Below are 24,817 nucleotides of genomic sequence, written 5' to 3' on the forward strand. Positions count from 1 at the left end.
TCCCGATGCGCTCTCTCACCCTCCATCTGAAAGTCCTGATCACCGTGCTGGTGCTATTGGGCGTGGCGGTCACGGCTTATCAGATCTTCGTGCTCGGCATCCCGGTGACCGAGGATGAAACCGACGACCTGTGGAACATCGACGCCAAGGTCGAGTTCGTGGCCAGCAGCAAGGACCCGGTCAAGGTGCAGATGTTCGTGCCACCGCTGAACCGCGACTACGTCAGCCTCAACGAGAGCTTCATCTCCAACAACTACGGGGTCAGCATCAACCGTGCCGACGGCAACCGCAAGGTTACCTGGTCGGCACGTCGCGCCAGTGGCAACCAGACCCTCTACTACCGCCTGGTACTGACCAAGCGCTACAGCAACGAGAAGACCAAGATCAAAGGCCCGACCTTCCGTGACAGCCTGGCCGTCGAGGGCCCCGAGAAGATCGCCGCTGAAGCCCTGATGGCCCCTATACGTCAGCACTCGGCCGACGTCGAGACCTTTGTCAGCGAAACCATCAAGCGGGTCAACAACCTCAACGACGACAACGTCAAGCTGCTGCTGGCTGGCGACACTTCGGCGATGAAGAAGGCCCAGGTCATCGACCTGCTGCTGTCGATCGCCCACGTGCCGATGGAAAAGGTGCACACCATCCGCCTGCTGGCCGACACCCCGCAAACCCCGGAGCTGTGGCTGCGCAGCTTCAACGGTGACGACTGGCTGTACTTCAACCCGGACACTGGTGAGCAAGGCCTGCCGAGCGACCGCCTGCTGTGGTGGACCGGTGACGACAACCTGATCACCGTCGATGGCGGCAAGAAGGCCACTGTCACCTTCAGTATGAACAACAGCGAGATGAACGCCATCCGCCTGGCCAAGCTGACCGACGAGAACACCGACGCCGACTTCCTCGAATACTCGCTGTACGGTCTGCCGCTGCAAACCCAGCAGACCTTCATGATCATGGTCATGATCCCGATCGGCGTGTTGGTGATCCTGGTGCTGCGCAACCTGATCGGCATCCAGACCCTGGGCACATTCACCCCGGTGCTGATCGCCCTGGCGTTCCGCGAAACCCAGCTGGGCTTCGGTATTGTGCTGTTCACGGTGATCACGGCCCTGGGCCTGTCGCTGCGCTCGTACCTGGAACACCTCAAGCTGCAGATGCTGCCACGCCTGTCGGTGGTATTGACCTTCGTCGTGGTGCTGATTGCCGCCATCAGCCTGTTCAGCCACAAGCTGGGCCTTGAACGCGGGCTGTCTGTAGCGCTGTTCCCGATGGTGATCCTGACCATGACCATCGAACGCCTGTCGATCACCTGGGAGGAGCGTGGTGGCGGCCATGCCATGAAAGTGGCCATCGGCACGCTGTTCGCCGCCTCCCTGGCACACCTGCTGATGATGGTGCCGGAGCTGGTGTACTTCGTGTTCACCTTCCCGGCGGTGCTGCTGATCCTGGTGGGCTTCATGCTGGCGATGGGCCGTTATCGCGGCTACCGCCTGACCGAACTCGTGCGCTTCAAAGCCTTCCTGAAAAAGGCTGACTCCTGATGTTTGGCCTGATCAAGACGTGGAAAGCCCTGGAGGCCCGGGGCATCATGGGGATCAACCGACGTAACGCGGACTATGTGCTGAAGTACAACAAGCGCAGCCTGTACCCGATCGTCGACGACAAGATCATCACCAAGGAGCGCGCACTGGCGGCCGGCATCCATGTGCCGGAAATGTACGGCATCATCGAGACCGAAAAAGAGATCGATAAGCTCGACCAGATCATCGGCGGTCGCAGCGATTTCGTCATCAAGCCGGCGCAAGGCGCCGGCGGTGACGGCATCCTGGTAATTGCCGACCGCTTCGAGGACCGCTACCGCACAGTGTCGGGCAAGATCATCAGCCATGAGGAAATCGAGCACCAGATTTCCAGCATCCTCACCGGGCTGTACTCCCTCGGCGGGCACCGCGACCGCGCGCTGATCGAGTACCGCGTGACCCCGGACCAGATATTCAAGAGCATCAGTTACGAAGGCGTACCGGACATCCGCATCATCGTGCTCATGGGCTACCCGGTGATGGCCATGCTGCGCCTGCCGACTCGCCAGTCCGGCGGCAAGGCCAACCTGCACCAGGGCGCCATCGGTGTGGGTGTCGACCTGGCCACCGGCGTGACCCTGCGCGGCACCTGGCTGAACAACATCATCAGCAAGCACCCGGACACCACCAACGCGGTGGACGGCGTGCAACTGCCGAACTGGGACGGCTTCATGAAGCTGGCCGCTGGCTGCTATGAACTGTGCGGCCTGGGCTATATCGGCGTGGACATGGTGCTTGACCAGGACAAGGGCCCGCTGATTCTGGAGCTCAACGCCCGCCCGGGGCTGAACATCCAGATTGCCAACGATTGCGGCCTGACTCAGCGCACCCATGCCATCGAGGCGCACATCGAAGCACTGGCCAAGGAGGGTGTGACCGAAGACGCCGAGCAGCGGGTACGGGTAGCACAGGGTCTGTTCGGGCATGTGCCCAACCGCTGAAATACAGGGGCTGCTTTGCAGCCCATTCGCAGCACAAGGTTGCTCTTGCAAGCACTGCAGTTGAATCATGCGCTTCGCTCAACCTGCAGGAACTGCCTTGTGCTGCGTATGGGCCAAACACAATGTTGAATGTCGTACCCAGCGCTAGGCGCTTTTCCTGCACAGGTCTACAATCGCCCTCCTCGCTTTTACATCGCCGTCCATACTGATGCCGACCTGCACGCTACACCCCCTGCCCTACCAACCCGACCCTGCCGCCTATTTCGCCCACCTGCGCCAGGCCCCCGGTGCGATCCTGCTCGACAGCGCCCGCCCCGGCGCCGAACGCGGGCGTTTCGACCTGCTCAGCGCCTGGCCGCTGCAACAACTGCAGGCGCAGCCCGATGAAGATGGCCGCGTCTTCCTCCAGCGCCTGCGCGCTGGCCTGGCACAACTGGGCCACGCCGACTTGCCCAACGGTGTAGAACTGCCCTTTGCCGGGGGCCTGATTGGCTACCTGAGCTACGACTTCGGCCGCCGCCTGGAACACCTGCCAAGCCTGGCCGTGGACGACCTCGGCCTGCCAGACGCACAACTGGGCCTGTATGCCTGGGCACTGGTCAGCGATCATCTGCTCGGCACCAGCCAGCTGGTGTTCCACCCGAGCCTGGCAGACGACGAACGCCAACGCCTGATCAGGCTGTTCCAGGACACCACCACCACCACCGGCGACTTCCGGCTGCTCGCACCGATGGTCGGTGACCTGGAGCCCGAGCAGTACAAAACAGCGTTCGACCAGGTACAACGCTACATCCAGGCAGGTGACTGCTACCAGATCAACCTCACCCAACGCTTTCGCGCGCCCTGCCAAGGCGATCCATGGCGAGCCTACCAGGCCCTGCGCCAGGCCTGCCCGACACCCTTCTCCGGCTACCAGCAACTGGCCGACGGCAGTACCCTGCTGAGCTTTTCGCCCGAGCGCTTCATCCGCGTCAGCCAGGGCCAGGTGGAAACCCGGCCGATCAAGGGCACCCGCCCACGCGCCAGCGACCCGGCTGAAGACCAGCGTAATGCCCAAGAGCTGCTGCACAGCCCGAAGGACCGCTCGGAAAACCTGATGATCGTCGACCTGCTGCGCAACGACCTGGGGCGCACGTGTGAGATCGGCTCAGTGAAGGTACCGGAACTGTTCAGCCTGGAGAGTTACCCCAATGTGCACCATCTGGTCAGCAGCATCACCGGCCAGCTGGCCAGCGACAAAGATGCGCTGGACCTGATCGGCGACAGCTTCCCTGGCGGCTCGATTACCGGCGCCCCGAAAATCCGTGCCATGCAGATCATCGACGAACTGGAACCCGCGCGCCGCGCGCTGTACTGCGGCTCGCTGCTGTATGTGGATGTGCGCGGCGAAATGGACAGTTCGATCGCCATTCGCAGCTTGCTGATCAAAGATGGACAGGTCAGTTGCTGGGGCGGCGGCGCGGTGGTAGCCGACTCGCAGTGGCAGGCCGAGTATGAAGAGTCGATCGCCAAAGTGCGGGTGCTGATGCAGACCCTGCAGAGCTTGTGAGCCCATCTAGACCACGTTTTTTTTGTTACCATCCCCCTACTACGAGCGCACAGCGCCACAGCCAAGATGGAAACCGCCTGATGAGCCAACCCTTCGACGTCGCCGCCCTGGCCGCGACCTATGCCAACAAGTCCCCGCAGGACATCCTCAAGCTTGCCTTCGAGCACTTCGGTGATGACCTGTGGATCTCCTTCAGCGGCGCCGAGGATGTGGTGCTGGTCGACATGGCCTGGAAGCTGAACAAGCAGGTAAAGGTATTCAGCCTCGACACTGGGCGCCTGCACCCGGAGACCTACCGGTTCATCGACCAGGTACGCGAACAGTACAACCTGCCGATCGAAATCCTCAGCCCGGACCGCGCCAAGCTCGACCCGTTCGTCAAGGAAAAGGGCCTGTTCAGCTTCTACAAGGACGGCCATGGCGAGTGCTGCGGCATTCGCAAGATCGAGCCGCTGCGACGCAAGCTGGCCACCGTCAGCGCCTGGGCCACCGGCCAGCGCCGCGACCAAAGCCCGGGCACCCGCAGCCAGGTGGCAGCACTGGAAATCGACAGCGCCTTTTCCACGCCTGAGCGCACGCTGTACAAGTTCAACCCGCTGGCGCAGATGAGCAGTGAAGAAGTATGGGGTTATATCCGCATGCTCGAGCTGCCGTACAACAGCCTGCACGAGCGTGGCTTCATCAGCATTGGCTGCGAGCCATGCACCCGCCCGGTGCTGCCAAACCAGCATGAGCGTGAAGGGCGCTGGTGGTGGGAAGAGTCGACGCAGAAGGAATGCGGGTTGCATGCGGGCAACCTGATCAGCAAGGCTTGAGATAGCCCGGGCGGTCTGTAGGAGCGGGTTTACCCGCGAAGCAGGCGACGCGGTGCATGGCACCGCCTTTGCCGGTGATCGCGACCAAAGCCGCCCGCTCCCACAGCGGCCCCATCACTCCCGAATCAGTGAACCGGCAGTTCTACACCTTCGAACAACGCTTCCAGCTCTTGCTTGTTATGGCACTGAATGGCCTTGGCCATCACTTCACGGGTCAGGTGCGGGGCAAACTTCTCGATGAAGTCGCACATGAAGCCGCGCAGGAAGGTACCCCGACGGAAGCCGATCTTGGTGATGCTGGCTTCGAACAGCTCACTGGCATCCAGCGCCACCAAGTCACTGTCGAGCTTGGCGTCCACAGCCATGCCGGCAACGATACCCACGCCCAGCCCCAGGCGCACATACGTCTTGATCACGTCGGCGTCAGCCGCGGTGAAGACCACTTTTGGCGTGAGGCCACGGTGATTGAAAGCCTCATCCAGCTTTGAGCGCCCGGTGAAACCGAACACGTAGGTGACGATCGGGTACTCGGCGACGGCTTCCAGGGTCAGTTTCGGCAGCTTGGCCAGCGGGTGCCCCTGCGGCACCACAACGCAACGGTTCCACTTGTAGCACGGCATCATGATCAAATCGCCGAACAGCTCCAGCGCCTCGGTGGCGATGGCGAAATCGACCGTACCGTCCGCAGCCATCTCGGCAATCTGCATGGGCGAACCCTGATGCATGTGCAGGGACACCTCCGGATACTGCTTGATAAAGCTGCTGATAACCGGCGGCAACGCGTAGCGCGCCTGGGTGTGGGTGGTGGCGATGGACAGCGTGCCCTTCTTCTCGTTGGAGAACTCTTGGGCAATCTGCTTGATGCTCTCGACCTTGCGCAGGATTTCGCCTGCGGTATTGATGATGCGCTCACCGGCCGGGGTCACGCGGGTCAGATGCTTGCCGCTGCGGGCAAAGACTTCAACACCCAATTCGTCTTCGAGCAGGCGGATCTGCTTGCTGATACCTGGCTGGGAGGTATACAGGCTCTGCGCCGTCGCGGAGACGTTGAGGTCATGGTGCGCCACTTCCCAGATGTAGCGCAGTTGTTGAAGCTTCATAGGTTTCCCTCGGTTCAGCGATGAGTCCGCGGCAGCAGGCAGCGACGATATATAACTATATTAGTGGTTCTGGAAATAAATCTAGAACTATTTTGTTACATGCCCACGGAAATGGACTGCACCTATCTTCACGTTTTCCTACGCCCCAGATGCTGCGCCAAGGGCACCATGTACACTGGCACCGGCGACAGCTGCAGCAGCCGCACCGCCGTGCGCCCCAGCGGTACGTCCACCCCGGCACCGGCACTGTGGCTACCGAATATCAGCAGGTCGACGCTTAGCCGCTGAGCTTGGTCGAGAATCACCTGCGCCGGGTCGCCCTGACGCACACGCACGGCCTTGATCACCGCCAGGTCAGCCTCTTCGCCGAGCTCGTCGCGAAAGTTTTCCAGCACACGCTGCTCTATGTTCGCCATCACTGTATTCACCCCCTGGCTGTGCAATTGATCGAGCGTCTGTTCATCGAGGTAGCTTTGCAGGAGGGATTCGGCGAACTGGCCCATCGGCTCGACCGCGTGGATCACATACAACTCGGCACCGAACGTGCGCGCCAGGGCCAGCGCGTGTTGCATCACGAAAGGGGCGTAGACACCGAGGTCGGTGGCGTACAGCATGGAGCGGATCATTCGACCTCCTCGACTGCCGCAGCGGCAGAGCAAGCTTCAGCTTAGCAGCGCGCCGGACGCTCGCTTTGCCGTCCGGCGCGCTGCCGCCGTGGGCTGGAGGGCCCCGCCGAAGCCTCGGCCACCCTCAGGCCGGCCGGTCGCGGTTGTCGATGAAACTCAGCGCTTGGTACAGCATTTCAATGCGCGGCATGCTGCAGCCTGCCGCCCGTGCGCGTGCCAGCGGCTCGGCGTAAATGGCCCCCAGCTCCAACGGGCGTTTGTGGACATGGTCGTGATACATGCTCGGCCAGTAGTCGGGCATGCGCTCGGTCACCTGAAACAAGTGCTCGGCATAGCCCTCGGGCAGTACATGGCCACAGGCTGCCGCCCCCTGCACCACCTCGGCCATCAAGGCCTGTATCAGCTCGCGGCTATTGCTGTCGGCCATCAGTGGCGAAGTGCTGGCCCCCAGCAGCACCGACAGCCCGTTGTAAGGCACGTTCCACACCAGCTTCTGCCAGCGCGCCAAGGCCAGGTTCGGCATGGCCTGCGAGTCGATCCCCGCCGCCTGGAACAACCCGGCGCCTTCATTCACCAGCGCGACACCGCAATCGGTGGCCGGCCCGCTGTGATACCCCAGGTTGACCGCCCCCAGCGCCTGGTGGCGGATTACACCTGGCGCCTGGCGGTTGACGCAGATGAAGCACAGGCCGCCGAGCAGGTGCATGTCGCTGCGCAAGGCCGGACGCAACTGCTCCTCGACACCCAGGCCGTTCTGCAACAGCACCACCTTGGCGCCGGGCGCAGCAGCCTGGACGATCAACGGTGCCAACTGCTCGTTGCTGGTGGCCTTGGCCCCGATCAGAAGCCAGTCACAGGGCGGCATGTCGGCGGCACTGACGTAAGCCTGCACCCGCATGTGCAGTGCGCCATGCACGGCACTGTCCAGGCTCAGCCCGCGTTCACAAACGGCCTGGTACTCGCTGCGCAACAGAAAATGCACATCGAAACCGGCCCGGGCCAGCATCAACCCATAAAAGCCGCCGATGGCGCCACTGCCGATGATGCCGATGCGAGGGGGGTGCGAATGCATGCCAATCTCCAGGTAAAGGGTCAGCACTCTTTTTACACAGGTTACGTAGCGCTGGGCAGTCCATTCGCGCGCAACCCCCTCGCTCAGGTAAAAACCCCACAATGACTGGGTTCAGCCCATTGTCGTGCCATCTGTAACGCGCTAAGGTTCGGCTCCCCGCTGCGATTATTCTTGCTGCTGGGCCGCACGGGGATAGTTGGCGGCCGGCACCCGTGACCTGACGAGTAACACGATGGCTGATTTACCGATCGATGACTTGAACGTTGCCTCCAACGAGACCCTGATCACCCCTGATCAGCTCAAGAAGGAAATCCCCCTCAGCGCCAAGGCCCTGCAGACCGTGACTGCCGGCCGTGAAGTGGTGCGCAATATTCTCGACGGCAAGGACCATCGCCTGTTCGTCGTGGTCGGCCCTTGCTCCATCCACGACATCAAGGCAGCCCACGAATACGCCGAGCGCCTGAAAGTGCTGGCCGAAGAAGTGTCCGATACGCTGTACCTGGTCATGCGCGTGTACTTCGAAAAGCCGCGCACCACCGTCGGCTGGAAAGGCCTGATCAACGATCCGTACCTGGATGACTCGTTCAAGATCCAGGACGGCCTGCACATAGGCCGCAAGCTGCTGCTGGACCTGGCCGAAATGGGCTTGCCGACTGCCACCGAAGCGCTCGACCCGATTTCCCCGCAGTACCTGCAAGACCTGATCAGCTGGTCGGCCATCGGTGCCCGCACCACCGAATCGCAAACACACCGCGAGATGGCCTCGGGCCTGTCCTCGGCGGTGGGTTTCAAGAACGGCACCGACGGCGGCCTGACCGTTGCCATCAATGCCCTGCAGTCGGTGTCCAAGCCGCACCGCTTCCTGGGCATCAACCAGGAAGGCGGCGTGTCGATCGTCACCACCAAGGGCAACCCATACGGCCACGTGGTACTGCGCGGCGGCAATGGCAAGCCGAACTACGACTCGGTCAGCGTCGCCCTGTGCGAACAGGACCTGGCCAAGGCCAAGATCAAGGCCAACATCATGGTCGACTGCAGCCATGCCAACTCCAACAAGGACCCGGCCCTGCAACCGCTGGTGATGGAGAACGTCGCCAACCAGATTCTCGAAGGCAACCAGTCGATCATCGGCCTGATGGTCGAAAGCCACCTGAACTGGGGCTGTCAGTCCATTCCGAAAAACCTGGACGAGTTGCAGTATGGCGTGTCGATCACGGACGCCTGCATCGACTGGTCGGCGACCGAGAAAACCCTGCGCAGCATGCATGCCAAGCTCAAGGATGTGCTGCCGCAGCGTAAGCGCGGCTGAACATTGCGGGAATAAAAAACGCCGGGCACTGCCCGGCGTTTTTTTGTTGTGTCGGGTGCCTATGGTCAGCTCAGGCCTTGCTCGAATGCCGCTGCTGGCGCTCCATGTAACGCTCCACATACGAGCAAGACGGGATCACCGTGTAGCCCATCTGCTCGGCGTACTCCAGCGCCCGCTCGGTCAGGGCGGCAGCGATCCCACGGCCGCGCAGGGCGTTGGGCACGAAGGTGCGATAGATGTCCAGCGTCTGCTTGCCCAGATCCATGTACGTCAGGTAGGCACGATGACCGTCCACGTTGGTCTCGAACTGATGACCGGCCTGGTCATGGTGGATGGTCAGCGCTTCGCTCATCACTACTCCTCGCAGGTCTTCTCGGCAGACCCTTACCTTAACCGATGGTGGTTTATCCGGCACAGAATCCTCTACGCCACCTGTTGCCGCTTCGACCATTGGACGATTGTAATCGTTCGGATCGTCTGGCACTCACAAGATAGTAGGCACCGCGAGCGGGATTGCTCAAGGTGGTGGCGCTTAAAAAAGGTCAAAACGCCGCCCGGGTGACTTTCCCAAGCCCGCGCAACAGCCACCGGATGTTCTAGGGCTTAAGACGCTGATCGACAGTTAAAGTCACCCTTAGTTCAACAAAAAAGTTCCTGCACCACAACCGCTTGCGAACCCTGCACATTTTTTTCACAGACACGTCGCAAATCTTGTCGGCGCGGAGTCAAGCAACATTTTTTTTGCAGTTCTTGCGCTCTGTCAGTTTACTTACTACAAGTAATGGGTACTATGTACGCCGGCCAGTTTCTCTTTCCTGAGAGATGGCTATTTAATAGAAAGTCCTTGAAGGGGAACACGATGAACAACGTTCTGAAATTCTCTGCTCTGGCTCTGGCCGCAGTTCTGGCTACCGGTTGCAGCAGCGTATCCAAAGAAACCGAAGCTCGTCTGACTGCGACTGAAGACGCAGCAGCTCGCGCTCAAGCTCGTGCTGACGAAGCCTACCGTAAGGCTGACGACGCAATGGCAGCCGCTCAGAAGGCTCAGCAGACCGCTGACGAAGCCAACGAGCGCGCTCTGCGTATGCTGGACAAAGCCAGCCGCAAGTAATAATCCTCACGGATTGTTAAGAAGCCGACCCACTTGTGGGTCGGCTTTTTTATTGCCTTTGAATCCGACAAACGCGGCCAACAGGTACAAAAAGGCCTGCACTAAGGCAGGCCTGGGTGTGTCGAAATCACCTTACTGCAGTTCGGGCGGAATGCTCGACACCATCGGTGCGGCCCCTTGGTTTTCCACCGGCACGGCAATTTCTACCGGCATGCCATCTTCTGCAGCCACCACGTCACGTACCATGTCCCAGTTCATGCGTAGGTTATTGGCCAGGTCTTCACGCTTGAGCAAGGCATTGATAACTGCGGTGTGTTTGTCGACCACTGACGGGTTACCCTGGTCATCCAGCGGCGTGTGTGCCTCAAGATAGACCTTGCCGGCGCTGATACCGAACTTGTAAGGCTCGTTGATGATGCGCACTGGCGTCCCCACCGGCACCATCTTCGACAGTTCAAGCACGTTGTTGTTAAGCATGCGGAAGCAACCGTGACTGGTGCGCATGCCAATGCCGAACTTCTTGTTCGAACCATGGATCAGATAGCCCGGTACGCCCAAGGTGAACTTGAGCGGCCCCAGCGGGTTGTCCGGGCCAGCCGGCACCACCGTCGGCAGGATGTCACCGTCCTCAGCGTGCTCTTTGCGAATCGAAGCGGGCGGCGTCCAGGTCGGGTTGGGCGTCTTGGCGGTGATCTTGGTGTTGGCGATCGGCGACCCCCACCCCTCGCGACCAATGCCCAGCGGGAAGGTGTACACCACGCTCTCCCCCTTGGGGAAGTAGTACATGCGGTACTCGGCCAGGTTGATGACGATGCCTTCGCGCGGCCCCGGCGGCAGAACGAAACGGGTCGGCAGGATGATCTCGGTGCCGGCGCCCGGCAGCCAAGGGTCCACGCCGGGGTTGGCGGCAATCATTTCCAGGTAGCCGAGGTCGTTTGCGGTGCCGATATCGGCGAACGTGTCCTCGTACTTTGCCTTGATCACATGCACCTGGCCGACGATGTCTTCACCGGGCGGTGGCAGTGGCAGCTCCAGCGCAGCAGCGGGGCCCGCTACCAACAGGGCGGCCAGGGACAGGCTACGGGTGACGGCAGGAAAGCGCGGCAACATCCGGTAAATCCTTCGAAAGATGGGTCAAGAGAATCGATTGTACACCCGCGCCGATGCAAGCGGGAGGCATTGGCACGCTGCAAGCGTTTCAGATGATGAAAGGCGCTTGTCGTTCAGCTGCCATGCAGCTCAGGCCACACCGGGCGCATGCCGCGTCGCTGGGCATCGAGGATGGCACGGCACAGCTCACACAGGCGGCCATCGCGGTAAATCGATCGCGGCACCCCCGACCAACGCGGCTGGGCTGGCAGCAGGCCGCCACACAAGGTACGGTCGACCGGCACGCCCAGCTCAAGCTGGCGGGCCACGAGGTGGACGCGGATTTCCTGGCAGGCGAACAGGTCGAGCTGCTCGTCGGGCTCGATCAGTTGATAGGCATACAGGGACCAGGCAGGGCGCGGCATTTGGAGCACTCGAAACGGGGGGCGCAACATTAGCCGAAAGGCGCCCCCGTTTAAAGCTTCACAGCAAGGGTTTTATCGCTGGCCAGGCATTTTCCAGCAGGCGCTGCTGAGCCCCCTGGGCCGGATGGATGCCATCAGCCTGCATCAGTTCAGGTACGCCCCCTACCCCTTCGAGGAAAAACGGCACCAAAGGAACCTGTTTGTCCGCTGCCAGCTGTTCATACACCTTGGCAAAGGCGGTGGTGTAACGCACACCATAATTGGGCGGCAGGCGCATGCCCAATAGCAGCACCTTGGCCCCTGCCTGACGCGAACGCTCGATCATCGAGGCAAGATTTTGTTGCAATTGTGCAGGCGGCTGCCCGCGCAGGCCATCGTTGCCGCCCAGCTCCAGCACCACCAGGCTTGGTTTATGTGCTGCAAGCAGCGCCGGGAGCCGCGCCTGGCCACCTGCGCTGGTATCGCCACTGATCGAAGCATTGACCACTTTGTCGTCAAAACCTTCGTCCCTGAGACGGGCCTGCAAGAGAGACACCCAGCCCTGACGGCTATCCAGGCCAAAACCGGCGCTGATACTATCGCCAACAACCAGCAGTGTTCCTGCCGCTGCGCTCTGGGCCAGGCAATACAGGGCCAGACCGGCACTCAACCACCACACTCGCATCGGATTCTCCATGAGCCCCAGCATTCTCGTTGCGCAGAACCTTAGCAAAGTGGTCCCCAGCGCGGAAGGTGACCTTACCATCCTCCACGCACTGTCTCTCGACCTGGCCCAAGGCGATAGCCTGGCCATCGTCGGCGCCTCGGGCTCTGGCAAGTCGACCCTGCTCGGCTTGCTCGCCGGCCTCGACCGCCCCAGCGCTGGCAATGTCGTGCTCGCCGGCCACGACCTGGGGCCACTGGATGAAGACCAACGCGCCCGTGTGCGCGCCGAACATGTGGGTTTCGTGTTCCAGTCGTTCCAGCTGCTCGACAGCCTCAATGCACTGGAAAACGTCATGCTGCCACTGGAGCTGGACGGCCGCCGCGATGCCCGCGAACAGGCTCGCACTTTGCTGGAGCGGGTCGGCCTGGGCAAACGCCTGAGCCACACACCTCGGCAGCTGTCGGGCGGCGAGCAGCAGCGCGTGGCAATCGCCCGCGCCTTCGCCGCGCAGCCTGCGGTGCTGTTCGCCGATGAGCCCACCGGCAACCTCGACAGCCACACCGGCGAACGCATCAGCGACTTGTTGTTCGAGCTGAACAAGGAGCGCGGCACTACCTTGGTGCTGGTCACCCATGACGAACGCCTGGCCCGCCGCTGCCGGCGCCAGATCCGCCTGGACGCGGGCCGCCTTGTGGCGCCGATGGAGGCCCGGTGAGCCGTATGCCGCTGTCCCGCCTGTGTGGCCTGGCACTGCACCAGTTGCTGCGCGATGTTCGCGCCAGTGAAGTGCGCGTGCTGTTCTTTGCCCTGCTGGTGGCGGTAGCTGCCAGCACCGCCATCGGCTATTTCGGCGCCCGCCTCAACGGCGCCATGCAGCTGCGCGCCAGCGAGTTTCTGGGCGCCGATCTGGTACTGCAGGGCAGCGCACCGGCCCGCGAGCAACAGCTCGATGCCGGCAAGGCACTGGGCTTGCGCCATGCACGCGTGGTCGAGTTCACCAGCGTGGTCGGCGGCGACAATGGCATCCAGCTGTCCAGCGTAAAGGCCGCCGACGGCGCCTACCCATTGCGCGGGCAAGTACGCAGCGCTCCGGCACCTTATGCCGAAGAAACACCCGGCGGCGGCCCTGCCCCTGGCGAAGTGTGGGTGGAACCGCGCCTGTTGGCAGCACTGGGGCTGGCAATCGGCGACAGCATCGACGTGGGCATGAAAACCCTGCGCATGAGCCGTGTGCTTACCTACGAACCGGACCGCGCCAACAACTTCTACAGCCTTACCCCGCGCGTGATGATGAACCTGGCCGACCTGGAGGCCACCGGCGTGATCCAGCCGGGCAGCCGGGTCACCTACCGTGACCTGTGGCGCGGCGATGCCGAGGCACTGGCGCAATACCGTCACACCGTGGAAAAAGACCTGGCCGCCAACCAGCGCCTGCGTGACACCCGTGATGGCAACCAACAGATCGGCGGCGCGCTGGGCAAAGCCGAACGCTACCTGAACATGGCCAGCCTGGTGGCTGTATTGCTGGCAGGCGTAGCCGTGGCATTGTCGGCCAGTCGCTATGCTGCACGCCGACTGGACGCCAGTGCCCTGCTGCGCTGCCTGGGCCTGTCGCGCCACCAGGCATTGGGCCTGTATTGCCTGCAACTGGCCATGCTCGGCCTGGTCGCTGCCCTGGCCGGTGCCTTGCTCGGCTGGCTGGCTCAGCTGGGCCTGTTCCGCCTGCTGCACGGCTTGCTGCCGAGCGTGGTGCCCGCTGGCGGCATCGTTCCTGCGCTGGCAGGTATCGGTACCGGGCTGGTGGCACTGGCTGGCTTTGCCCTGCCGCCCATTGCGGCGCTGGGCCAGGTGCCGCCACTGCGCGTGCTGCGCCGTGACCTGCTGCCGATACCTGCGAGCAGTTGGCTGGTGTACGGCGCCGCCCTGCTCGCCCTGGGCCTGATCATGTGGCGCCTGAGCCTCGATCTGCTGCTCACCTTCGCCCTGCTCGGTGGCGGCCTGGTCGCTGCGCTTCTGCTCGGCGGCCTGCTGTTGCTCGGTTTACGCAGCCTGCGCCAGCTGCTGGCCGGTGCGCCACTCACCTGGCGCCTGGGGCTGGGCCAGCTACTGCGCCACCCCATGGCTGCAGCAGGCCAAGCCCTGGCATTCGGCCTGATACTGCTGGCCATGGCCTTGGTCGCCCTGCTGCGCGCAGAGCTGCTCGATACCTGGCAAGCACAACTACCCAAGGATGCGCCCAACCACTTCGCCCTGAACATCCTGCCAGATGACCGTGAGCCGTTCATTCAACACCTGCACCAGGTCAATGCCGCTTCAGCGCCGCTGTACCCGGTAACGCCCGGGCGCCTGGTGCAAATCAATGAAAAACCGGTACAGCAGGTGGTCAGCAAGGACTCGGCAGGCGAGCGCGCCGTGCAGCGCGACCTCAGCCTGACCTGGGCCGCCGAGTTGCCCGAAGGCAACGTGCTGACCGCAGGCAGCTGGTGGCAAGCCTTGCCAGCCGACAACGATATCCCCGGGGTTTCGGTGGAGGCGGAACTGGCCAGCAGCCTGAAACTGCAGATGGGCGACCTGCTGACGTTCGATATTGGCGGTCAACAGCGCCAGGCCCGCGTGAGCAGCCTGCGCAACGTGCATTGGGACAGCTTCCAGCCGAACTTCTACATGATCTTCCAGCCTGGCACGCTGCAGGGGCTGCCGACCACTTACCTGACCAGCTTCTACCTGGCACCGGGGCACGACCTGGATGTCGTCGCGCTGTCACGGGCGTTTCCGGCGGTGACCATCCTGCAGGTGGATGCCTTGCTCGACCAGCTGCGCAGCATTCTCGCCCAGGTAACCCTGGCGGTGGAGTATGTGCTGCTGTTCGTGCTGGCCGCGGGGCTGGCAGTGTTGTTCGCTGGCTTGCAGGCCACGCTGGACGAGCGCATTCGCCAAGGGGCACTGTTGCGCGCACTGGGCGCGGCGCGGCCCTTGCTGGTAAAAGCCCGACGTATCGAGTTCGGCCTGCTGGGCGCGGCCAGCGGGCTATTGGCGGCCGTGGGCTGCGAACTGATTACCTGGGTGCTGTACCGCTATGCCTTCGACTTGCAGTGGAGCCCGCACCCGTGGCTGCTGGTGTTGCCGCTGACAGGGGCACTGCTGGTGGGGGGTGCGGGGGTGCTGGGAACGCGGCGGGCGTTGAATGCCAGCCCGCTGGCGGTGTTGCGCGAGGCTTGAGGCCTGGCTGTCAGCGCTTCTGCAGGCGCACCCCTGAGGGCTGGGCGATCGCCTGCCGGGACAGCACATGCCTCACGCTGGCGCAAGACGGGCCCGGTCAGTCCGTCGAGACGCCCTGGCCGTAACGGATGCTGCTCACATACCAGGTCGCTTCACCGGTAGGTGTATGCACCACCACCTCATCACCCTCCTCCTTCTTCAGCAAGGCGCGCGCCATGGGGGCATCGATCGAGATGTAATCATTGCGCCCGTAGATCTCGTCGTAGCCGACAATGCGAAACTTCATGGTCTCGCCCTCGTCGTTCTCGATCTCAACCCAGGCACCGAAAAACACTTTGCCTTCCTGCTCGGGCGAGTACGCCACCACTTTCACATCTTCAAGCCGCTTGCGCAGGTATCGCACCCTGCGGTCGATTTCGCGCAGCAGCTTCTTGTTGTACTGGTAGTCCGCGTTCTCGCTGCGGTCACCCAACGAAGCGGCCCAGGCAACCTTTTGGGTGATTTCCGGACGATACACCCGCCACAGGTGGTCCAGCTCTTTCTTCAGCGCCTCATGGCCTTCTGTGGTGATGATATTGGTGCTCAATAGCGCATTCCTCAGCGGCGGGTAATCAGGCCTTGACGCGCGATGCGGGTGAGATGGCCTATGACTTCGGCGGCCTCGTCCGGTGCCGGCGCCTGGATCACAGCCAGGTCGAAACGGTCATTGCCATACTGCGCGAGGTGGCAGCCACTGTCGGCGAACTGGATCAGAAAGGCACGCGCCTGCCCCTTGCGCCGTGACAGGCCTTCAAGATGACGTAAAAGGGTGGGTTGATGCCGGCCGCCGAGCAGGATGCGCGGTGTGCGGGACGCCTGGCTGGCAGGCAAAGGGCTTAAACAGACACTGGTACGTGGGCAACTCATGGAGCTTCTCTCCGCCTCGCGAATCCCGCTGGGCAGCGGTGGGAGGCGTCACCGAACCAGCGCTTTAGCGGTATTTCGGACGGCCCGGAGGTGGGGCTTTCCTGCGCCCCGCAAGTAGCTGTTTAAATCGGCGCAGGCGGTATGCTAGAGCGATGAGCCCCAAGTTGCAAGCGACGAGCCGCAAGCAAGAACACGCCGAGTATTGGCCCGCGCTTGCCTGCGGCTCGTAGCTCACAGCTTGCAGCTGATTATCGGGCGATCAGGCGGTCGAGCGAGAAGCGGCCAGCGCCTTCGATCATGACTGCAACAGTGCCGGCCAACAGCGCCAGGGCGAACTCATAGCCGTTGTTGGACATGAACAGGCCGTTGCCGATGTGCACCGAAACGATCGCCACTACCAAGGTCACCGTCAGCGCCAGGGCCGCCGGGCGAGCCAGCAGGCCGACCACCAAGGCCAGGCCGCCGAAGAATTCGGCACTGCCGGACAGCAGGGCCATCAGATAACCCGGCGCCAGGCCGATGCTTTCCATCCATTGGCCGGTGCCTTCCAGGCCGTAGCCACCGAACAGGCCGAAGAGTTTTTGCGCACCATGAGCCATGAAGATGATGCCGACCAGGATGCGGATAACGCTCAAGCCAGCGCCAGCACGTGTAGAGAACAGCGCGTTGAGGGTAGTGTTTTTCATGTCGAAGCGTCCTTGAAGTGAAGCAGTTGTGTGGGTATGGGCGCCATCATAATCAATTCTATTGATATGAAAATCGCAAAAAACCCAACATAACAATCGATAAAATCGATTTTAACGCTTCGCCACGCGCTCCAGTGCCGCGCGTTCGCGGTTGAAGGCCAGGTAGTACTTGTTGATGCTATTGACGAAATTGACCGGTCCCATCCCCACTTGCTCCATGGCGATGCGTTCAGTCTGGAAGAACCACTGGTTACCGTTTAGACCTCGCCGTCGAGCCTCTGCGCGCATGGCCTGAACCCGCTCGGGGCCGAGGTTGTAGGCTGCCAGCACAAAGGCCATGCGCTCACGCTCGTTGATCTTGGCACTGGCAAAAAACTTGCGCCGGATAAGCGCCAGGTAACGGGCACTGGCCAGGACATTGCCATCTACCGTTGCAGTGTTGCTCACCCCCACCCGCTGGGCTGCCGAAGGGGTAATCTGCATCAGGCCATGGGCACCGCCAGTACCGCGTGCAGCCGGGTTGAGCGTCGACTCCTTGAAGGCCAATGCAGCCAGGTTGAGCCAGTCGATCTGTTGCGCCTGGCCATGCTTCTGCAACACCGCCCGCACCGATGCCAGACGCTGGCGGTCCTTGCTGGCCAACGGGTTGTGTACCCGGTACTGGCGGCGGTAGATGCGCTCGAACGCCGCATCCTGGTTATCTGGCGCGCGGTAACCTTGCAGAAAGTGATCGACTGCGGCCAACAATTGCGGCGCATCACGCCCTACATACCAGCGCATGGCTTGCGGCGCACCCAGGCGCACCCGGCTGTCCAGGCGCAGGCGCGGCATAACCCGGGCCCAACGCCGGGCAATGGGCTGCTCGACCATGGTCAGGTGGTAGATGCCTGCCTGTACCATCTCCAGCACATCCTCCACCGCCAGCGTCGAATCGACCCACTCCACTTTGATCGGCGGCCGCTTGCGCAGTGCCAGTTGCTGGTTGACCTGCTGGATCAGCGGTCCGGCAGCACTGGCGCTGGTCAACGCCACGGTACGCCCTGACAGCTGTTCGACCTTGCTGAAACTTCGCTCGCCTTTGCGCCCGACCAGCATCAGCGGCACTTGGTCGAGTATCGGCGCACTGCTGCGGACACCGCTCACCGTAGTGGGGTCAAGCAGCTCGCCTGGCGCGGCCAGGTCACCCTCGCCGCGGGCCAGGGCGCCCAGCAACTGTTCCTTGGCCCGCGGGATGAGCTTTAGCTGGATCTGCTGGTCGTCGGCAGTACGAGCATTGAGGAAATGCTCCAGGGCACGCAGCCGATAATACTCGATGCCGACTGGCTCGCCCTTGACCTCACCGGAACTGTTGCGGCTCTGGTTGACCAGCACTCGCAGTACTTTGCTGGTGCGAATCTGCGGCAGGTCACGCACCTTGGCAGGCGGTATGTGCTGCTGTGGGCCCGGCGAGCGCGCCTGGACGGGGCCGGTAAAGATCAACCCCAGCGTCAGCAGAAAAATGAGCCAGCATCGCTGCATGCGAAAACGTGTCCGTGGTCGGTGAGCGGCATCCATGGGTTGCACCGCCAAGTGATAAACGACGGTAAATGACCACGGCAACAGCATGAAGTTCTTGGTTTTTTCAGAAAAACGCGCTTTTTGCTATGCTGGCCGCCCCGCGGCACGAGATAGCACCATGCAACTGATCGATATCGGCGTCAACCTGACCAACAGCAGTTTCCACGACCAACAGGCCGCAATCGTCGAGCGCGCGCTGGAGGCCGGCGTTACGCAAATGCTGCTGACAGGCACCACCCTGGCGGTCAGCGAACAAGCCCTGGAACTGTGCCATCAACTGGATGCAAGCGGCGCCCACCTGTTCGCCACGGCCGGCGTGCACCCTCACGATGCCAAGGCCTGGGATGCCGACAGCGAGTGCCAGCTGCGACGGTTACTGAGTGAACCGCGCGTACGCGCGGTGGGCGAATGCGGCCTGGATTTCAACCGCGACTTTTCCCCTCGCCCGCTGCAGGAAAAAGCCTTGGAAGCCCAGCTGACACTGGCTGCGGAGCTGCGCCTGCCGGTGTTCCTGCACGAGCGCGATGCCAGCGAGCGCTTGCTGGCGATTCTCAAGGACTACCGCGACCACCTGACCGGCGCGGTGGTGCACTGCTTCACCGGTGAGCGTGAGGCGCTGTTCGCCTACCTGGACCTGGACCTGCACATCGGCATTACCGGCTGGATCTGCGACGAACGCCGCGGCACTCACCTGCACCCGCTGGTGGGCAACATTCCTCAAGGCCGGCTGATGCTGGAAAGCGACGCGCCCTACCTGCTGCCGCGCAGCTTGCGGCCCAAGCCCAAGAGCGGGCGCAACGAGCCGGCGTTCTTGCCGGAGGTACTGCGCGAGGTGGCCTCGCATCGCGGTGAATCAGCCGAGCACACGGCGGCGCATACCACGGCAACGGCGCGGGCTTTCTTCCAGCTCCCCTGAGTCTCGCGTGTTTCTGCGGGGCGGGTGAACACAGTTGATATGCATCAACACATGTCTAGGAGGATGAGGGCACAATGATGGCACCTTGCCAATATTGTTTCCGCTCAACTCAGAGAAGACCTGCCCATGGGTGCCTGGCTTAGCAATGTTTCCCTGAAGTACAAGTTCTGGGCCGTCAACGCAGTGGCCTTTGTCACCACCTTGCTGCTGGTGCTGTACGCCGTGCACCTGGAGCAACGCGCACGTGCCGAGGCGGCTCAGAGCCAGGCGGTCGCACAAGCCCAGTTGCTGGCCGCCTGGCCAGCCGGGCAAGCACTGCCACGCCCGGCCAACGTCATCAGTTGGTCAACCGGGCAAACGCCAACCTACGCCGGGGAGGCGCTCGATGCCCTGCGCAACGCCCAAGGCTGGGTCGCATTGCCGAGCGCCTGGGTCCTCGGCGAAAACCCACTGCGTGGCGCACAGGTGCTGCGCAGTGGCGACCAGCAGTTAGCTGTGCTGGCCCAGTCACCCAGTTTGCGCCAGGTCTTCTTCGATCGTTTCAGCAATTACGCGGTGTGTGTGCTGATCCTGATGCTGGCCATGCTCGGCGCCTCCCAACTGCTGATCCGCTTCCTGCTCAGCCAACTCAACACCCTCAAGGACGTGATGCTGCACGTGGAAAAGACCGGCGACCTGTCGGTCCGCGTACCGCTAGCCAGTGGCGACGAGGTCGGCCAGATGGCCGGGGCCTTCAACGCCATGCAGTCCACCTATCACCGCGTGGTCAGCACCGTCGCCCACAGCGCAGCACAGTTGGACTCGGGCGCTGCACGCCTGGCCGCCAGCATGAGCGACGTACGCCATGGCATGCTCGGCCAGCAGAGTGAAACCGACCAGGCCGCCACTGCCATCAACGAAATGTCGGCGACCGTGCACCACATTGCCCAGCACGCCGGTGCCACCCGCGATTTGTCACAAACCGCCGACACCTTGGCCGGCAGCGGTCAAGCGGTGGTCAGCCGAGTGCAGGATTCGATTTCCGGGCTTTCCAGCGGCGTGCAACAAACTGCCGAGATGATTCGACAGCTAGCCGAGGACAGCCAGAAGATCAACGGTGTAGTCAGTGTGATCCACAGTATTGCCGAACAGACCAACTTGCTGGCGCTTAACGCTGCCATCGAAGCCGCGCGCGCCGGTGACCTGGGCCGTGGCTTTGCCGTGGTGGCCGATGAAGTGCGCAACCTGGCCAAACGCGTGCAAACCTCCACGGATGAGATCACCACCATGGTTTCGGCCCTGCAGTCGGGCACCCGCGATGCGGTGGAGTTCATGCAGGAGAGTTCGTACAAGGCCGACGACTGTGTGCGTCAGGCACAGGAAGCCGGTGAGGCGCTGGCTGAAATCACCGGTGCCGTGGCGCAGATGCGCGAAAGCAATACCCAGATCGCTGTAGCGGCCGAGCAGCAAAGCCAGGTAGCCGAGGAAATGAACCGCGCGGTGGTCAGCATCCGCGATGTCACCGAGCGGACCGTGCAGCAGACGGTCGGTTCAGCGACCACCAGCAGCGAACTGGCGACCCTGGCCGGCGAACTGAACAAGGCCATTGGCCAGCTCAAGCTATAGTCACCATAGCCAGCTTCGATTGGCCCCCGCGTGGGGGCCGCACTAAGCTTTGGGCATGACCGAGAGGAAATCCCCATGAGCAAACGCCTGCCCAATCTTCCCGCCTGGCAATGGCGCGGCTATCACCATAATCACCGCCACCCGGCCAACCTGGTGCTGCACCTCATTGCTGTGCCGTTGTTCATTCTAGGGACACTACTGGTGCTGTCCGGCCTGTTCGGTTTCGACCTCGGCCAGATCGCGGTGGGTGTGATTGCCCTGGTCGCCGCGCTGGGCCTGCAGCGCCAAGGCCACCGCCTTGAAGCCCAGCAGCCCGAGCCGTTCGCCAACCGCCAGGATGCCGTGCAGCGCTTACTGACCGAGCAGTTCATCACCTTTCCGCGCTTTGTGGTGAGCGGGGCCTGGTGGAGGGCCTGGCGGGAGCGGCACAAGCACCGGCACTGAGCCAGCTGCCGGAGCGCTACTTGTGAGCAGCCTTGCAAGGGTCAGGCGAAAACAGTGACGGTCTGCCGGCTCAAGGCCAACAACTCGCCCTGCGCCGTCCACAACGCCGCGGCAGCATGACCATAGCCATCCCGCGCATGCTCGGTCTCCACACAGTACCGGCACCATTCCTGGGTCGAAAGCTTCGCCGTTGGCTGGATGAACTCGATGGTCCAGGTCAGCGTACTGCCCGCAGCGGGCTGCTTGAGAAACGGCATAAGGCTGGGCGGCCACGCATCCACCAACGCCAGCAAGTGCGCCTCGTTCACCGGCTCGTCAGCCACATCCCGCAAACGCACCCAGCCGCCCATCTTGCGCGACTGATTGCCACTGAACGGCAGCCCGCCTACTGCCCAGCGCAGGGCCACATGGCGCATGAACTCCGGGGTAACGCCTTTGATATAGGGCAACTCCGGGGCCGCCTCTTCGAGCGCAGGCATTTCAATGGCCGGTAACGCCGGCACTTCGACCACCGAAGGGCGGCCCGCACCGAAATTGCCCTGCACCAAAGTCACCACCTGGCCATCCTGAACCGCGCGGCCCAACAGCGTGCTAACCGCCTTGCCTTCGCGCAAAACCTCCACCTCGAAGCGGATGGGCACATCCGCAGCCGCTGGCGCCACGAAGCTGATGGCCAATGAGCGTACCGGGCGGCTGTCGCAGAGCCTAAGGCGCATGGTTTCATACACCATGGCCGCCATCAGGCCACCAAAGGCAGCGCGCCCCTGGGCCCAGCTGGGCGGAATGCTGACGGAATCCGGGTTGGCCCGTACGGCGTCGAGGAGTTGGTTGAAATTCATTGGCCGGCTCCTGCCTGCAAAGAAAAAGGTCCGCTCATCCTAGCCAGCAAACGCCGGGCAATCAGCCCGCATATCGGTCATTTTCCGTGATAACGCCGCGCCAGCGCCTCTTGCAGGGCATCCAGCGTCACATCTGACTGGCGCTCCGCCTCATGCAACTCCTGCTCCCAACCAGCCTTGCAGGGGAGCAGGTCGGCATGATCGCGGGCTTGCAGCAGCCATTGCAGGCGGTCGTGCCAATCCCCCAGGTTGCCCTGTGCCTTTTTCAACAGACGTTGCAGTTTCTTCCCTGCGTGATCGAGTTGTGGGTAGGCCTCATCGCCATAGCGCGCACGCTTGATCAGCAAACGCAGGCGGTGGCGATCGTGAGCCGGGTCCTGCAACGCTTTGTGCAACTTGCGCCACTGCTTGACCAGGCGCTTGTCGATACGCTTGCCCAGCGACTTGACCAGCCCCTCCCGGTCCGCCGCCCGCAGGAACAATGGAAAGGCGTCGAGAATCGCCAATACCCTGGCCAGCTGTGGGCTGGCAGCGACACTGGCGAAGGTCCTGTCACGCCCCTCCAGACGCCGCTGCCCGGCTGCCGCATGACCGCGCCCGATCAGCTCAGCCGCCAGCACCTCGCGATCACGCAGCGGCGTGGTAAGGGTACCCAGCGAACGTGCCGCATCCTCCAGTTGCTCCACACCCGGCAGCCCACGCAGCGGCCTCAGCAGACTGCGCAGGCGCCGCAAGGTGATACGCAAGTCGTGCAAAGCCTCGCTGTCGGTATTGGCAGCCAGGCGTTCACGACAGGCCAGCAAGCGCACCTGCAAGGTCAGTATCTGGGCAACGACATGGTCGAGCATGGCAGACATACGATGCTCCCTGTTCAGCGCCCGGCGCGAGATTCACGAATGTAGAACCGCGCCTTTTCGGCTTTGCGGGTGCAGCTTTCGTAGCCTTCGAACTGCTGCTGGGTCTTGGCCCCGGTCAGCAGTGACAAGGCCTTGGAATAACTTACAGCACCGGCAAAGCCTTCGGCCTTGGCCAGGTCCAGCTCCTTCCAGGCGGCATCCAGCTGGGTCGCGCAGCTGTCACGGTAGGCCGTCTTGCCCGCGCAGCCAGCTAGGGCCAAGGCAATCAGTGGAAGGCAGATCCAGGCTTTCATCAGTAATACCTCTATGGAAAAACGGTGGCTGTTCGACGCTCCGACAGCTGGAAAGTGCCATGCCCAGCCGGCTTTGCCTGGCCAGTTTTATTACAGTAGCTCAGCACGATCTACATTGAAGCACAGGCAGCGATGGGTGCATTGTAGGACCATGATGGCACTGGCCGGGGAATGTTCATGAGTAAACGTGTGGCACTGGTACTGGGATCGGGCGGCGCCCGAGGGTATGCACACATCGGCGTGATCGAAGAAATCGAGCGCCGCGGCTACGACATAGCCTGCGTCGCAGGGTGTTCCATGGGCGCGGTGATTGGCGGTATCTATGCCGCCGGCAAGCTGGACGAGTATCGCAACTGGATCGAAAGCCTCGACTACCTGGATGTGCTGCGCCTGGTCGACGTCAGCTTTCGCCTCGGTGCGATTCGCGGCGACAAGGTGTTCGGGCAGATCCGCAAGATCGTCGGTGAGATAAACATCGAGCAACTGCGCATACCCTACACCGCAGTGGCCGCCGACCTTACCAACCAGCAGGAAATCTGGTTCCAGGAGGGTTGCCTGCATCAGGCCATGCGCGCCTCAGCGGCCATTCCCAGCCTGTTCACGCCAGTGATGCAAGGCAACCGCATGCTTGTCGACGGTGGCATCCTCAACCCGCTGCCAATCGTGCCGGTGGTGTCCAGCCATTGCGACCTGATCATCGCGGTCAACCTCAACGCCACCAACCAGAAGCAGTACCAGTTGCCGGTGATCGAGCGCCCGGCGGCATTCAAGATGCGCTTTGACGCCTTGTTGAGCTCGCTGGGTTCACGCTTGCCATTCCGGCGCAAACCGGCGGAAGAGCTGATCCGCATCGAAAAGGAAATCGTCGCCGAGGGGTTGGCACCGCCAAGCCCGTGGCTTGCCGACAGCGCCGACCCGGAAAACCAGCAACCGGCAGCGGCCCCGGAGCGCGAGGGCGCACCGAAGTCGGCCACCGGCTCTTTCATCATCGACAACGTGGGGCCAGCCTCGCTGCTGGACTTGATCAACCAGAGCTTCGAGGTCATGCAGACTTCGTTGGCACAGTACAAGATTGCCGGCTATCCACCGGATGTGCTGATCAACGTGCCCAAGCGGGTGTGCCGGTTTTTCGAGTTCTACAAAGCGCCGGAGCTCATCGCCCTGGGGCGAGAGATTGCACGCGATACGCTGGACAGTTATGAAGGGGTGAAGCGGTAGCACCTGGTTGGCGC

At 62.5% G+C, this 24,817-nt stretch carries 26 protein-coding genes; 12 read left to right on the forward strand and 14 right to left on the reverse strand.

The features are described from left to right. The first annotated feature begins 5 nt into the window (after nucleotides 1-5). From KW568_RS19440 to KW568_RS19455, 4 genes are all read left to right on the forward strand, one after another. Nucleotides 6-1,541 carry an inactive transglutaminase family protein gene (locus tag KW568_RS19440; protein WP_003250305.1) on the forward strand — a complete coding sequence of 512 codons (1,536 nt, stop codon included), beginning with the start codon at nucleotides 6-8 and terminating at the stop codon, nucleotides 1,539-1,541. Beyond that, a complete protein-coding gene (locus KW568_RS19445; protein WP_003250303.1) occupies nucleotides 1,541-2,521 on the forward strand; it encodes an alpha-L-glutamate ligase-like protein in 981 nt (326 codons plus the stop codon). The genes KW568_RS19440 and KW568_RS19445 overlap by 1 nt, the downstream gene beginning before the upstream one ends. 208 nt (nucleotides 2,522-2,729) lie before the next feature. Next, nucleotides 2,730-4,070, forward strand: a complete 1,341-nt coding sequence (gene pabB, locus KW568_RS19450; RefSeq protein WP_004576790.1) for an aminodeoxychorismate synthase component I — start codon at nucleotides 2,730-2,732, stop codon at nucleotides 4,068-4,070. 80 nt (nucleotides 4,071-4,150) lie between these two features. After that, a complete protein-coding gene (locus KW568_RS19455; protein WP_003250299.1) occupies nucleotides 4,151-4,885 on the forward strand; it encodes a phosphoadenylyl-sulfate reductase in 735 nt (244 codons plus the stop codon). Between the two features lie 125 nt (nucleotides 4,886-5,010). Here the strand turns inward: KW568_RS19455 and cysB are convergent, their stop codons facing one another. From cysB to KW568_RS19470, 3 genes are all read right to left on the reverse strand, one after another. Further along, nucleotides 5,011-5,985 carry an HTH-type transcriptional regulator CysB gene (gene cysB / locus KW568_RS19460; protein WP_003250297.1) on the reverse strand — a complete coding sequence of 325 codons (975 nt, stop codon included), beginning with the start codon at nucleotides 5,983-5,985 and terminating at the stop codon, nucleotides 5,011-5,013. 128 nt (nucleotides 5,986-6,113) lie between these two features. Beyond that, nucleotides 6,114-6,611 (reverse strand): universal stress protein, encoded by a 498-nt coding sequence (locus KW568_RS19465; RefSeq protein ID WP_003250295.1) that lies wholly within the window; start codon nucleotides 6,609-6,611, stop codon nucleotides 6,114-6,116. Nucleotides 6,612-6,735: 124 nt separating this feature from the next. Then, nucleotides 6,736-7,683, reverse strand: coding sequence for a putative 2-dehydropantoate 2-reductase (locus KW568_RS19470; protein ID WP_004576791.1), 948 nt, complete (start codon nucleotides 7,681-7,683; stop codon nucleotides 6,736-6,738). A gap of 232 nt (nucleotides 7,684-7,915) precedes the next feature. Here KW568_RS19470 and KW568_RS19475 point away from each other — a divergent pair, with 232 nt between their 5' ends. Further along, nucleotides 7,916-8,992, forward strand: coding sequence for a 3-deoxy-7-phosphoheptulonate synthase (locus KW568_RS19475; protein ID WP_003250292.1), 1,077 nt, complete (start codon nucleotides 7,916-7,918; stop codon nucleotides 8,990-8,992). Nucleotides 8,993-9,062: 70 nt separating this feature from the next. Here KW568_RS19475 and KW568_RS19480 read toward each other — a convergent pair whose 3' ends face one another. Then, nucleotides 9,063-9,344, reverse strand: a complete 282-nt coding sequence (locus KW568_RS19480; RefSeq protein WP_003250290.1) for a GNAT family N-acetyltransferase — start codon at nucleotides 9,342-9,344, stop codon at nucleotides 9,063-9,065. Nucleotides 9,345-9,851: 507 nt separating this feature from the next. On the opposite strand from KW568_RS19480, the gene KW568_RS19485 reads away from it, so the two are divergent. Further along, nucleotides 9,852-10,103, forward strand: coding sequence for an Lpp/OprI family alanine-zipper lipoprotein (locus KW568_RS19485; RefSeq protein WP_003250288.1), 252 nt, complete (start codon nucleotides 9,852-9,854; stop codon nucleotides 10,101-10,103). A 132-nt stretch (nucleotides 10,104-10,235) separates the two neighbouring features. Here the strand turns inward: KW568_RS19485 and KW568_RS19490 are convergent, their stop codons facing one another. The 3 genes from KW568_RS19490 to KW568_RS19500 form a co-directional block, all read right to left on the reverse strand. Next, complete coding sequence (locus tag KW568_RS19490) at nucleotides 10,236-11,213, reverse strand: L,D-transpeptidase family protein (RefSeq protein ID WP_259536595.1); 978 nt, start codon at nucleotides 11,211-11,213, stop codon at nucleotides 10,236-10,238. 113 nt (nucleotides 11,214-11,326) lie between these two features. Then, nucleotides 11,327-11,617: a hypothetical protein gene (locus KW568_RS19495; protein ID WP_003250283.1), complete on the reverse strand. Its 291-nt coding sequence runs from the start codon at nucleotides 11,615-11,617 to the stop codon at nucleotides 11,327-11,329. A gap of 58 nt (nucleotides 11,618-11,675) precedes the next feature. After that, a complete protein-coding gene (locus KW568_RS19500) occupies nucleotides 11,676-12,281 on the reverse strand; it encodes an arylesterase (protein ID WP_003250280.1) in 606 nt (201 codons plus the stop codon). 10 nt (nucleotides 12,282-12,291) lie between these two features. On the opposite strand from KW568_RS19500, the gene KW568_RS19505 reads away from it, so the two are divergent. Both KW568_RS19505 and KW568_RS19510 read left to right on the forward strand, forming a co-directional pair. Continuing rightward, nucleotides 12,292-12,978 carry an ABC transporter ATP-binding protein gene (locus KW568_RS19505; RefSeq protein ID WP_003250278.1) on the forward strand — a complete coding sequence of 229 codons (687 nt, stop codon included), beginning with the start codon at nucleotides 12,292-12,294 and terminating at the stop codon, nucleotides 12,976-12,978. Further along, a complete protein-coding gene (locus tag KW568_RS19510) occupies nucleotides 12,975-15,482 on the forward strand; it encodes an ABC transporter permease (RefSeq protein ID WP_259536596.1) in 2,508 nt (835 codons plus the stop codon). The genes KW568_RS19505 and KW568_RS19510 overlap by 4 nt, the downstream gene beginning before the upstream one ends. Before the next feature lie 97 nt (nucleotides 15,483-15,579). Here KW568_RS19510 and greB read toward each other — a convergent pair whose 3' ends face one another. The 4 genes from greB to KW568_RS19530 all read right to left on the reverse strand — a co-directional run bounded on the left by greB (nucleotide 15,580) and on the right by KW568_RS19530 (nucleotide 18,592). Then, nucleotides 15,580-16,068 carry a transcription elongation factor GreB gene (greB, locus tag KW568_RS19515; RefSeq protein WP_003250274.1) on the reverse strand — a complete coding sequence of 163 codons (489 nt, stop codon included), beginning with the start codon at nucleotides 16,066-16,068 and terminating at the stop codon, nucleotides 15,580-15,582. Between the two features lie 11 nt (nucleotides 16,069-16,079). Then, nucleotides 16,080-16,388 (reverse strand): hypothetical protein, encoded by a 309-nt coding sequence (locus tag KW568_RS19520; RefSeq protein ID WP_003250272.1) that lies wholly within the window; start codon nucleotides 16,386-16,388, stop codon nucleotides 16,080-16,082. 248 nt (nucleotides 16,389-16,636) lie between these two features. After that, entirely contained in the window at nucleotides 16,637-17,074 is a 438-nt protein-coding gene (locus KW568_RS19525) for a DoxX family protein (RefSeq protein WP_003250269.1), read from the reverse strand. 111 nt (nucleotides 17,075-17,185) lie between these two features. Beyond that, nucleotides 17,186-18,592 (reverse strand): transglycosylase SLT domain-containing protein, encoded by a 1,407-nt coding sequence (locus tag KW568_RS19530; protein WP_004576793.1) that lies wholly within the window; start codon nucleotides 18,590-18,592, stop codon nucleotides 17,186-17,188. A 157-nt stretch (nucleotides 18,593-18,749) separates the two neighbouring features. Here KW568_RS19530 and KW568_RS19535 point away from each other — a divergent pair, with 157 nt between their 5' ends. From KW568_RS19535 to KW568_RS19545, 3 genes are all read left to right on the forward strand, one after another. Next, nucleotides 18,750-19,547 carry a TatD family hydrolase gene (locus KW568_RS19535; protein ID WP_004576794.1) on the forward strand — a complete coding sequence of 266 codons (798 nt, stop codon included), beginning with the start codon at nucleotides 18,750-18,752 and terminating at the stop codon, nucleotides 19,545-19,547. A 126-nt stretch (nucleotides 19,548-19,673) separates the two neighbouring features. Further along, nucleotides 19,674-21,152 (forward strand): methyl-accepting chemotaxis protein, encoded by a 1,479-nt coding sequence (locus KW568_RS19540; protein WP_259536597.1) that lies wholly within the window; start codon nucleotides 19,674-19,676, stop codon nucleotides 21,150-21,152. 75 nt (nucleotides 21,153-21,227) lie between these two features. Further along, nucleotides 21,228-21,596: an Mpo1-like protein gene (locus KW568_RS19545; protein WP_004576795.1), complete on the forward strand. Its 369-nt coding sequence runs from the start codon at nucleotides 21,228-21,230 to the stop codon at nucleotides 21,594-21,596. 41 nt (nucleotides 21,597-21,637) lie between these two features. Here the strand turns inward: KW568_RS19545 and KW568_RS19550 are convergent, their stop codons facing one another. The 3 genes from KW568_RS19550 to KW568_RS19560 all read right to left on the reverse strand — a co-directional run bounded on the left by KW568_RS19550 (nucleotide 21,638) and on the right by KW568_RS19560 (nucleotide 23,585). Then, on the reverse strand, nucleotides 21,638-22,435 hold the full coding sequence (locus tag KW568_RS19550; RefSeq protein WP_004576796.1) for an acyl-CoA thioesterase II: 798 nt from the start codon (nucleotides 22,433-22,435) through the stop codon (nucleotides 21,638-21,640). Nucleotides 22,436-22,512: 77 nt separating this feature from the next. Beyond that, a complete protein-coding gene (locus tag KW568_RS19555) occupies nucleotides 22,513-23,292 on the reverse strand; it encodes a CHAD domain-containing protein (RefSeq protein WP_003250256.1) in 780 nt (259 codons plus the stop codon). 14 nt (nucleotides 23,293-23,306) lie between these two features. Next, nucleotides 23,307-23,585, reverse strand: a complete 279-nt coding sequence (locus tag KW568_RS19560) for a lipoprotein (RefSeq protein ID WP_003250254.1) — start codon at nucleotides 23,583-23,585, stop codon at nucleotides 23,307-23,309. Nucleotides 23,586-23,762: 177 nt separating this feature from the next. Here KW568_RS19560 and KW568_RS19565 point away from each other — a divergent pair, with 177 nt between their 5' ends. Next, complete coding sequence (locus tag KW568_RS19565; protein WP_003250250.1) at nucleotides 23,763-24,803, forward strand: patatin-like phospholipase family protein; 1,041 nt, start codon at nucleotides 23,763-23,765, stop codon at nucleotides 24,801-24,803. The last annotated feature ends 14 nt before the right edge of the window (nucleotides 24,804-24,817 follow it).

Source organism: Pseudomonas sp. HD6515, from assembly GCF_024971855.1.
Classification (GTDB): domain Bacteria; phylum Pseudomonadota; class Gammaproteobacteria; order Pseudomonadales; family Pseudomonadaceae; genus Aquipseudomonas; species Aquipseudomonas alloputida.

Bases quoted from the DNA above. Each gene is read 5' to 3' on its own strand.
- KW568_RS19475 (WP_003250292.1), top strand. From the start codon at position 7,916: ATGGCTGATTTACCGATCGATGACTTGAACGTTGCCTCCAACGAGACC.
- KW568_RS19485 (WP_003250288.1), top strand. From the start codon at position 9,852: ATGAACAACGTTCTGAAATTCTCTGCTCTGGCTCTGGCCGCAGTTCTG.
- KW568_RS19535 (WP_004576794.1), top strand. From the start codon at position 18,750: ATGCAACTGATCGATATCGGCGTCAACCTGACCAACAGCAGTTTCCAC.
- KW568_RS19565 (WP_003250250.1), top strand. From the start codon at position 23,763: ATGAGTAAACGTGTGGCACTGGTACTGGGATCGGGCGGCGCCCGAGGG.
- KW568_RS19455 (WP_003250299.1), top strand. From the start codon at position 4,151: ATGAGCCAACCCTTCGACGTCGCCGCCCTGGCCGCGACCTATGCCAAC.
- pabB (WP_004576790.1), top strand. From the start codon at position 2,730: ATGCCGACCTGCACGCTACACCCCCTGCCCTACCAACCCGACCCTGCC.
- KW568_RS19495 (WP_003250283.1), bottom strand. From the start codon at position 11,617: ATGCCGCGCCCTGCCTGGTCCCTGTATGCCTATCAACTGATCGAGCCC.
- KW568_RS19555 (WP_003250256.1), bottom strand. From the start codon at position 23,292: ATGTCTGCCATGCTCGACCATGTCGTTGCCCAGATACTGACCTTGCAG.
- KW568_RS19520 (WP_003250272.1), bottom strand. From the start codon at position 16,388: ATGAGTTGCCCACGTACCAGTGTCTGTTTAAGCCCTTTGCCTGCCAGC.
- KW568_RS19490 (WP_259536595.1), bottom strand. From the start codon at position 11,213: ATGTTGCCGCGCTTTCCTGCCGTCACCCGTAGCCTGTCCCTGGCCGCC.
- KW568_RS19505 (WP_003250278.1), top strand. From the start codon at position 12,292: ATGAGCCCCAGCATTCTCGTTGCGCAGAACCTTAGCAAAGTGGTCCCC.
- KW568_RS19470 (WP_004576791.1), bottom strand. From the start codon at position 7,683: ATGCATTCGCACCCCCCTCGCATCGGCATCATCGGCAGTGGCGCCATC.
- KW568_RS19545 (WP_004576795.1), top strand. From the start codon at position 21,228: ATGAGCAAACGCCTGCCCAATCTTCCCGCCTGGCAATGGCGCGGCTAT.
- KW568_RS19540 (WP_259536597.1), top strand. From the start codon at position 19,674: ATGGGTGCCTGGCTTAGCAATGTTTCCCTGAAGTACAAGTTCTGGGCC.
- KW568_RS19445 (WP_003250303.1), top strand. From the start codon at position 1,541: ATGTTTGGCCTGATCAAGACGTGGAAAGCCCTGGAGGCCCGGGGCATC.
- KW568_RS19465 (WP_003250295.1), bottom strand. From the start codon at position 6,611: ATGATCCGCTCCATGCTGTACGCCACCGACCTCGGTGTCTACGCCCCT.
- KW568_RS19440 (WP_003250305.1), top strand. From the start codon at position 6: ATGCGCTCTCTCACCCTCCATCTGAAAGTCCTGATCACCGTGCTGGTG.
- KW568_RS19500 (WP_003250280.1), bottom strand. From the start codon at position 12,281: ATGCGAGTGTGGTGGTTGAGTGCCGGTCTGGCCCTGTATTGCCTGGCC.
- cysB (WP_003250297.1), bottom strand. From the start codon at position 5,985: ATGAAGCTTCAACAACTGCGCTACATCTGGGAAGTGGCGCACCATGAC.
- KW568_RS19525 (WP_003250269.1), bottom strand. From the start codon at position 17,074: ATGAAAAACACTACCCTCAACGCGCTGTTCTCTACACGTGCTGGCGCT.
- KW568_RS19560 (WP_003250254.1), bottom strand. From the start codon at position 23,585: ATGAAAGCCTGGATCTGCCTTCCACTGATTGCCTTGGCCCTAGCTGGC.
- KW568_RS19530 (WP_004576793.1), bottom strand. From the start codon at position 18,592: ATGCAGCGATGCTGGCTCATTTTTCTGCTGACGCTGGGGTTGATCTTT.
- KW568_RS19550 (WP_004576796.1), bottom strand. From the start codon at position 22,435: ATGAATTTCAACCAACTCCTCGACGCCGTACGGGCCAACCCGGATTCC.
- KW568_RS19480 (WP_003250290.1), bottom strand. From the start codon at position 9,344: ATGAGCGAAGCGCTGACCATCCACCATGACCAGGCCGGTCATCAGTTC.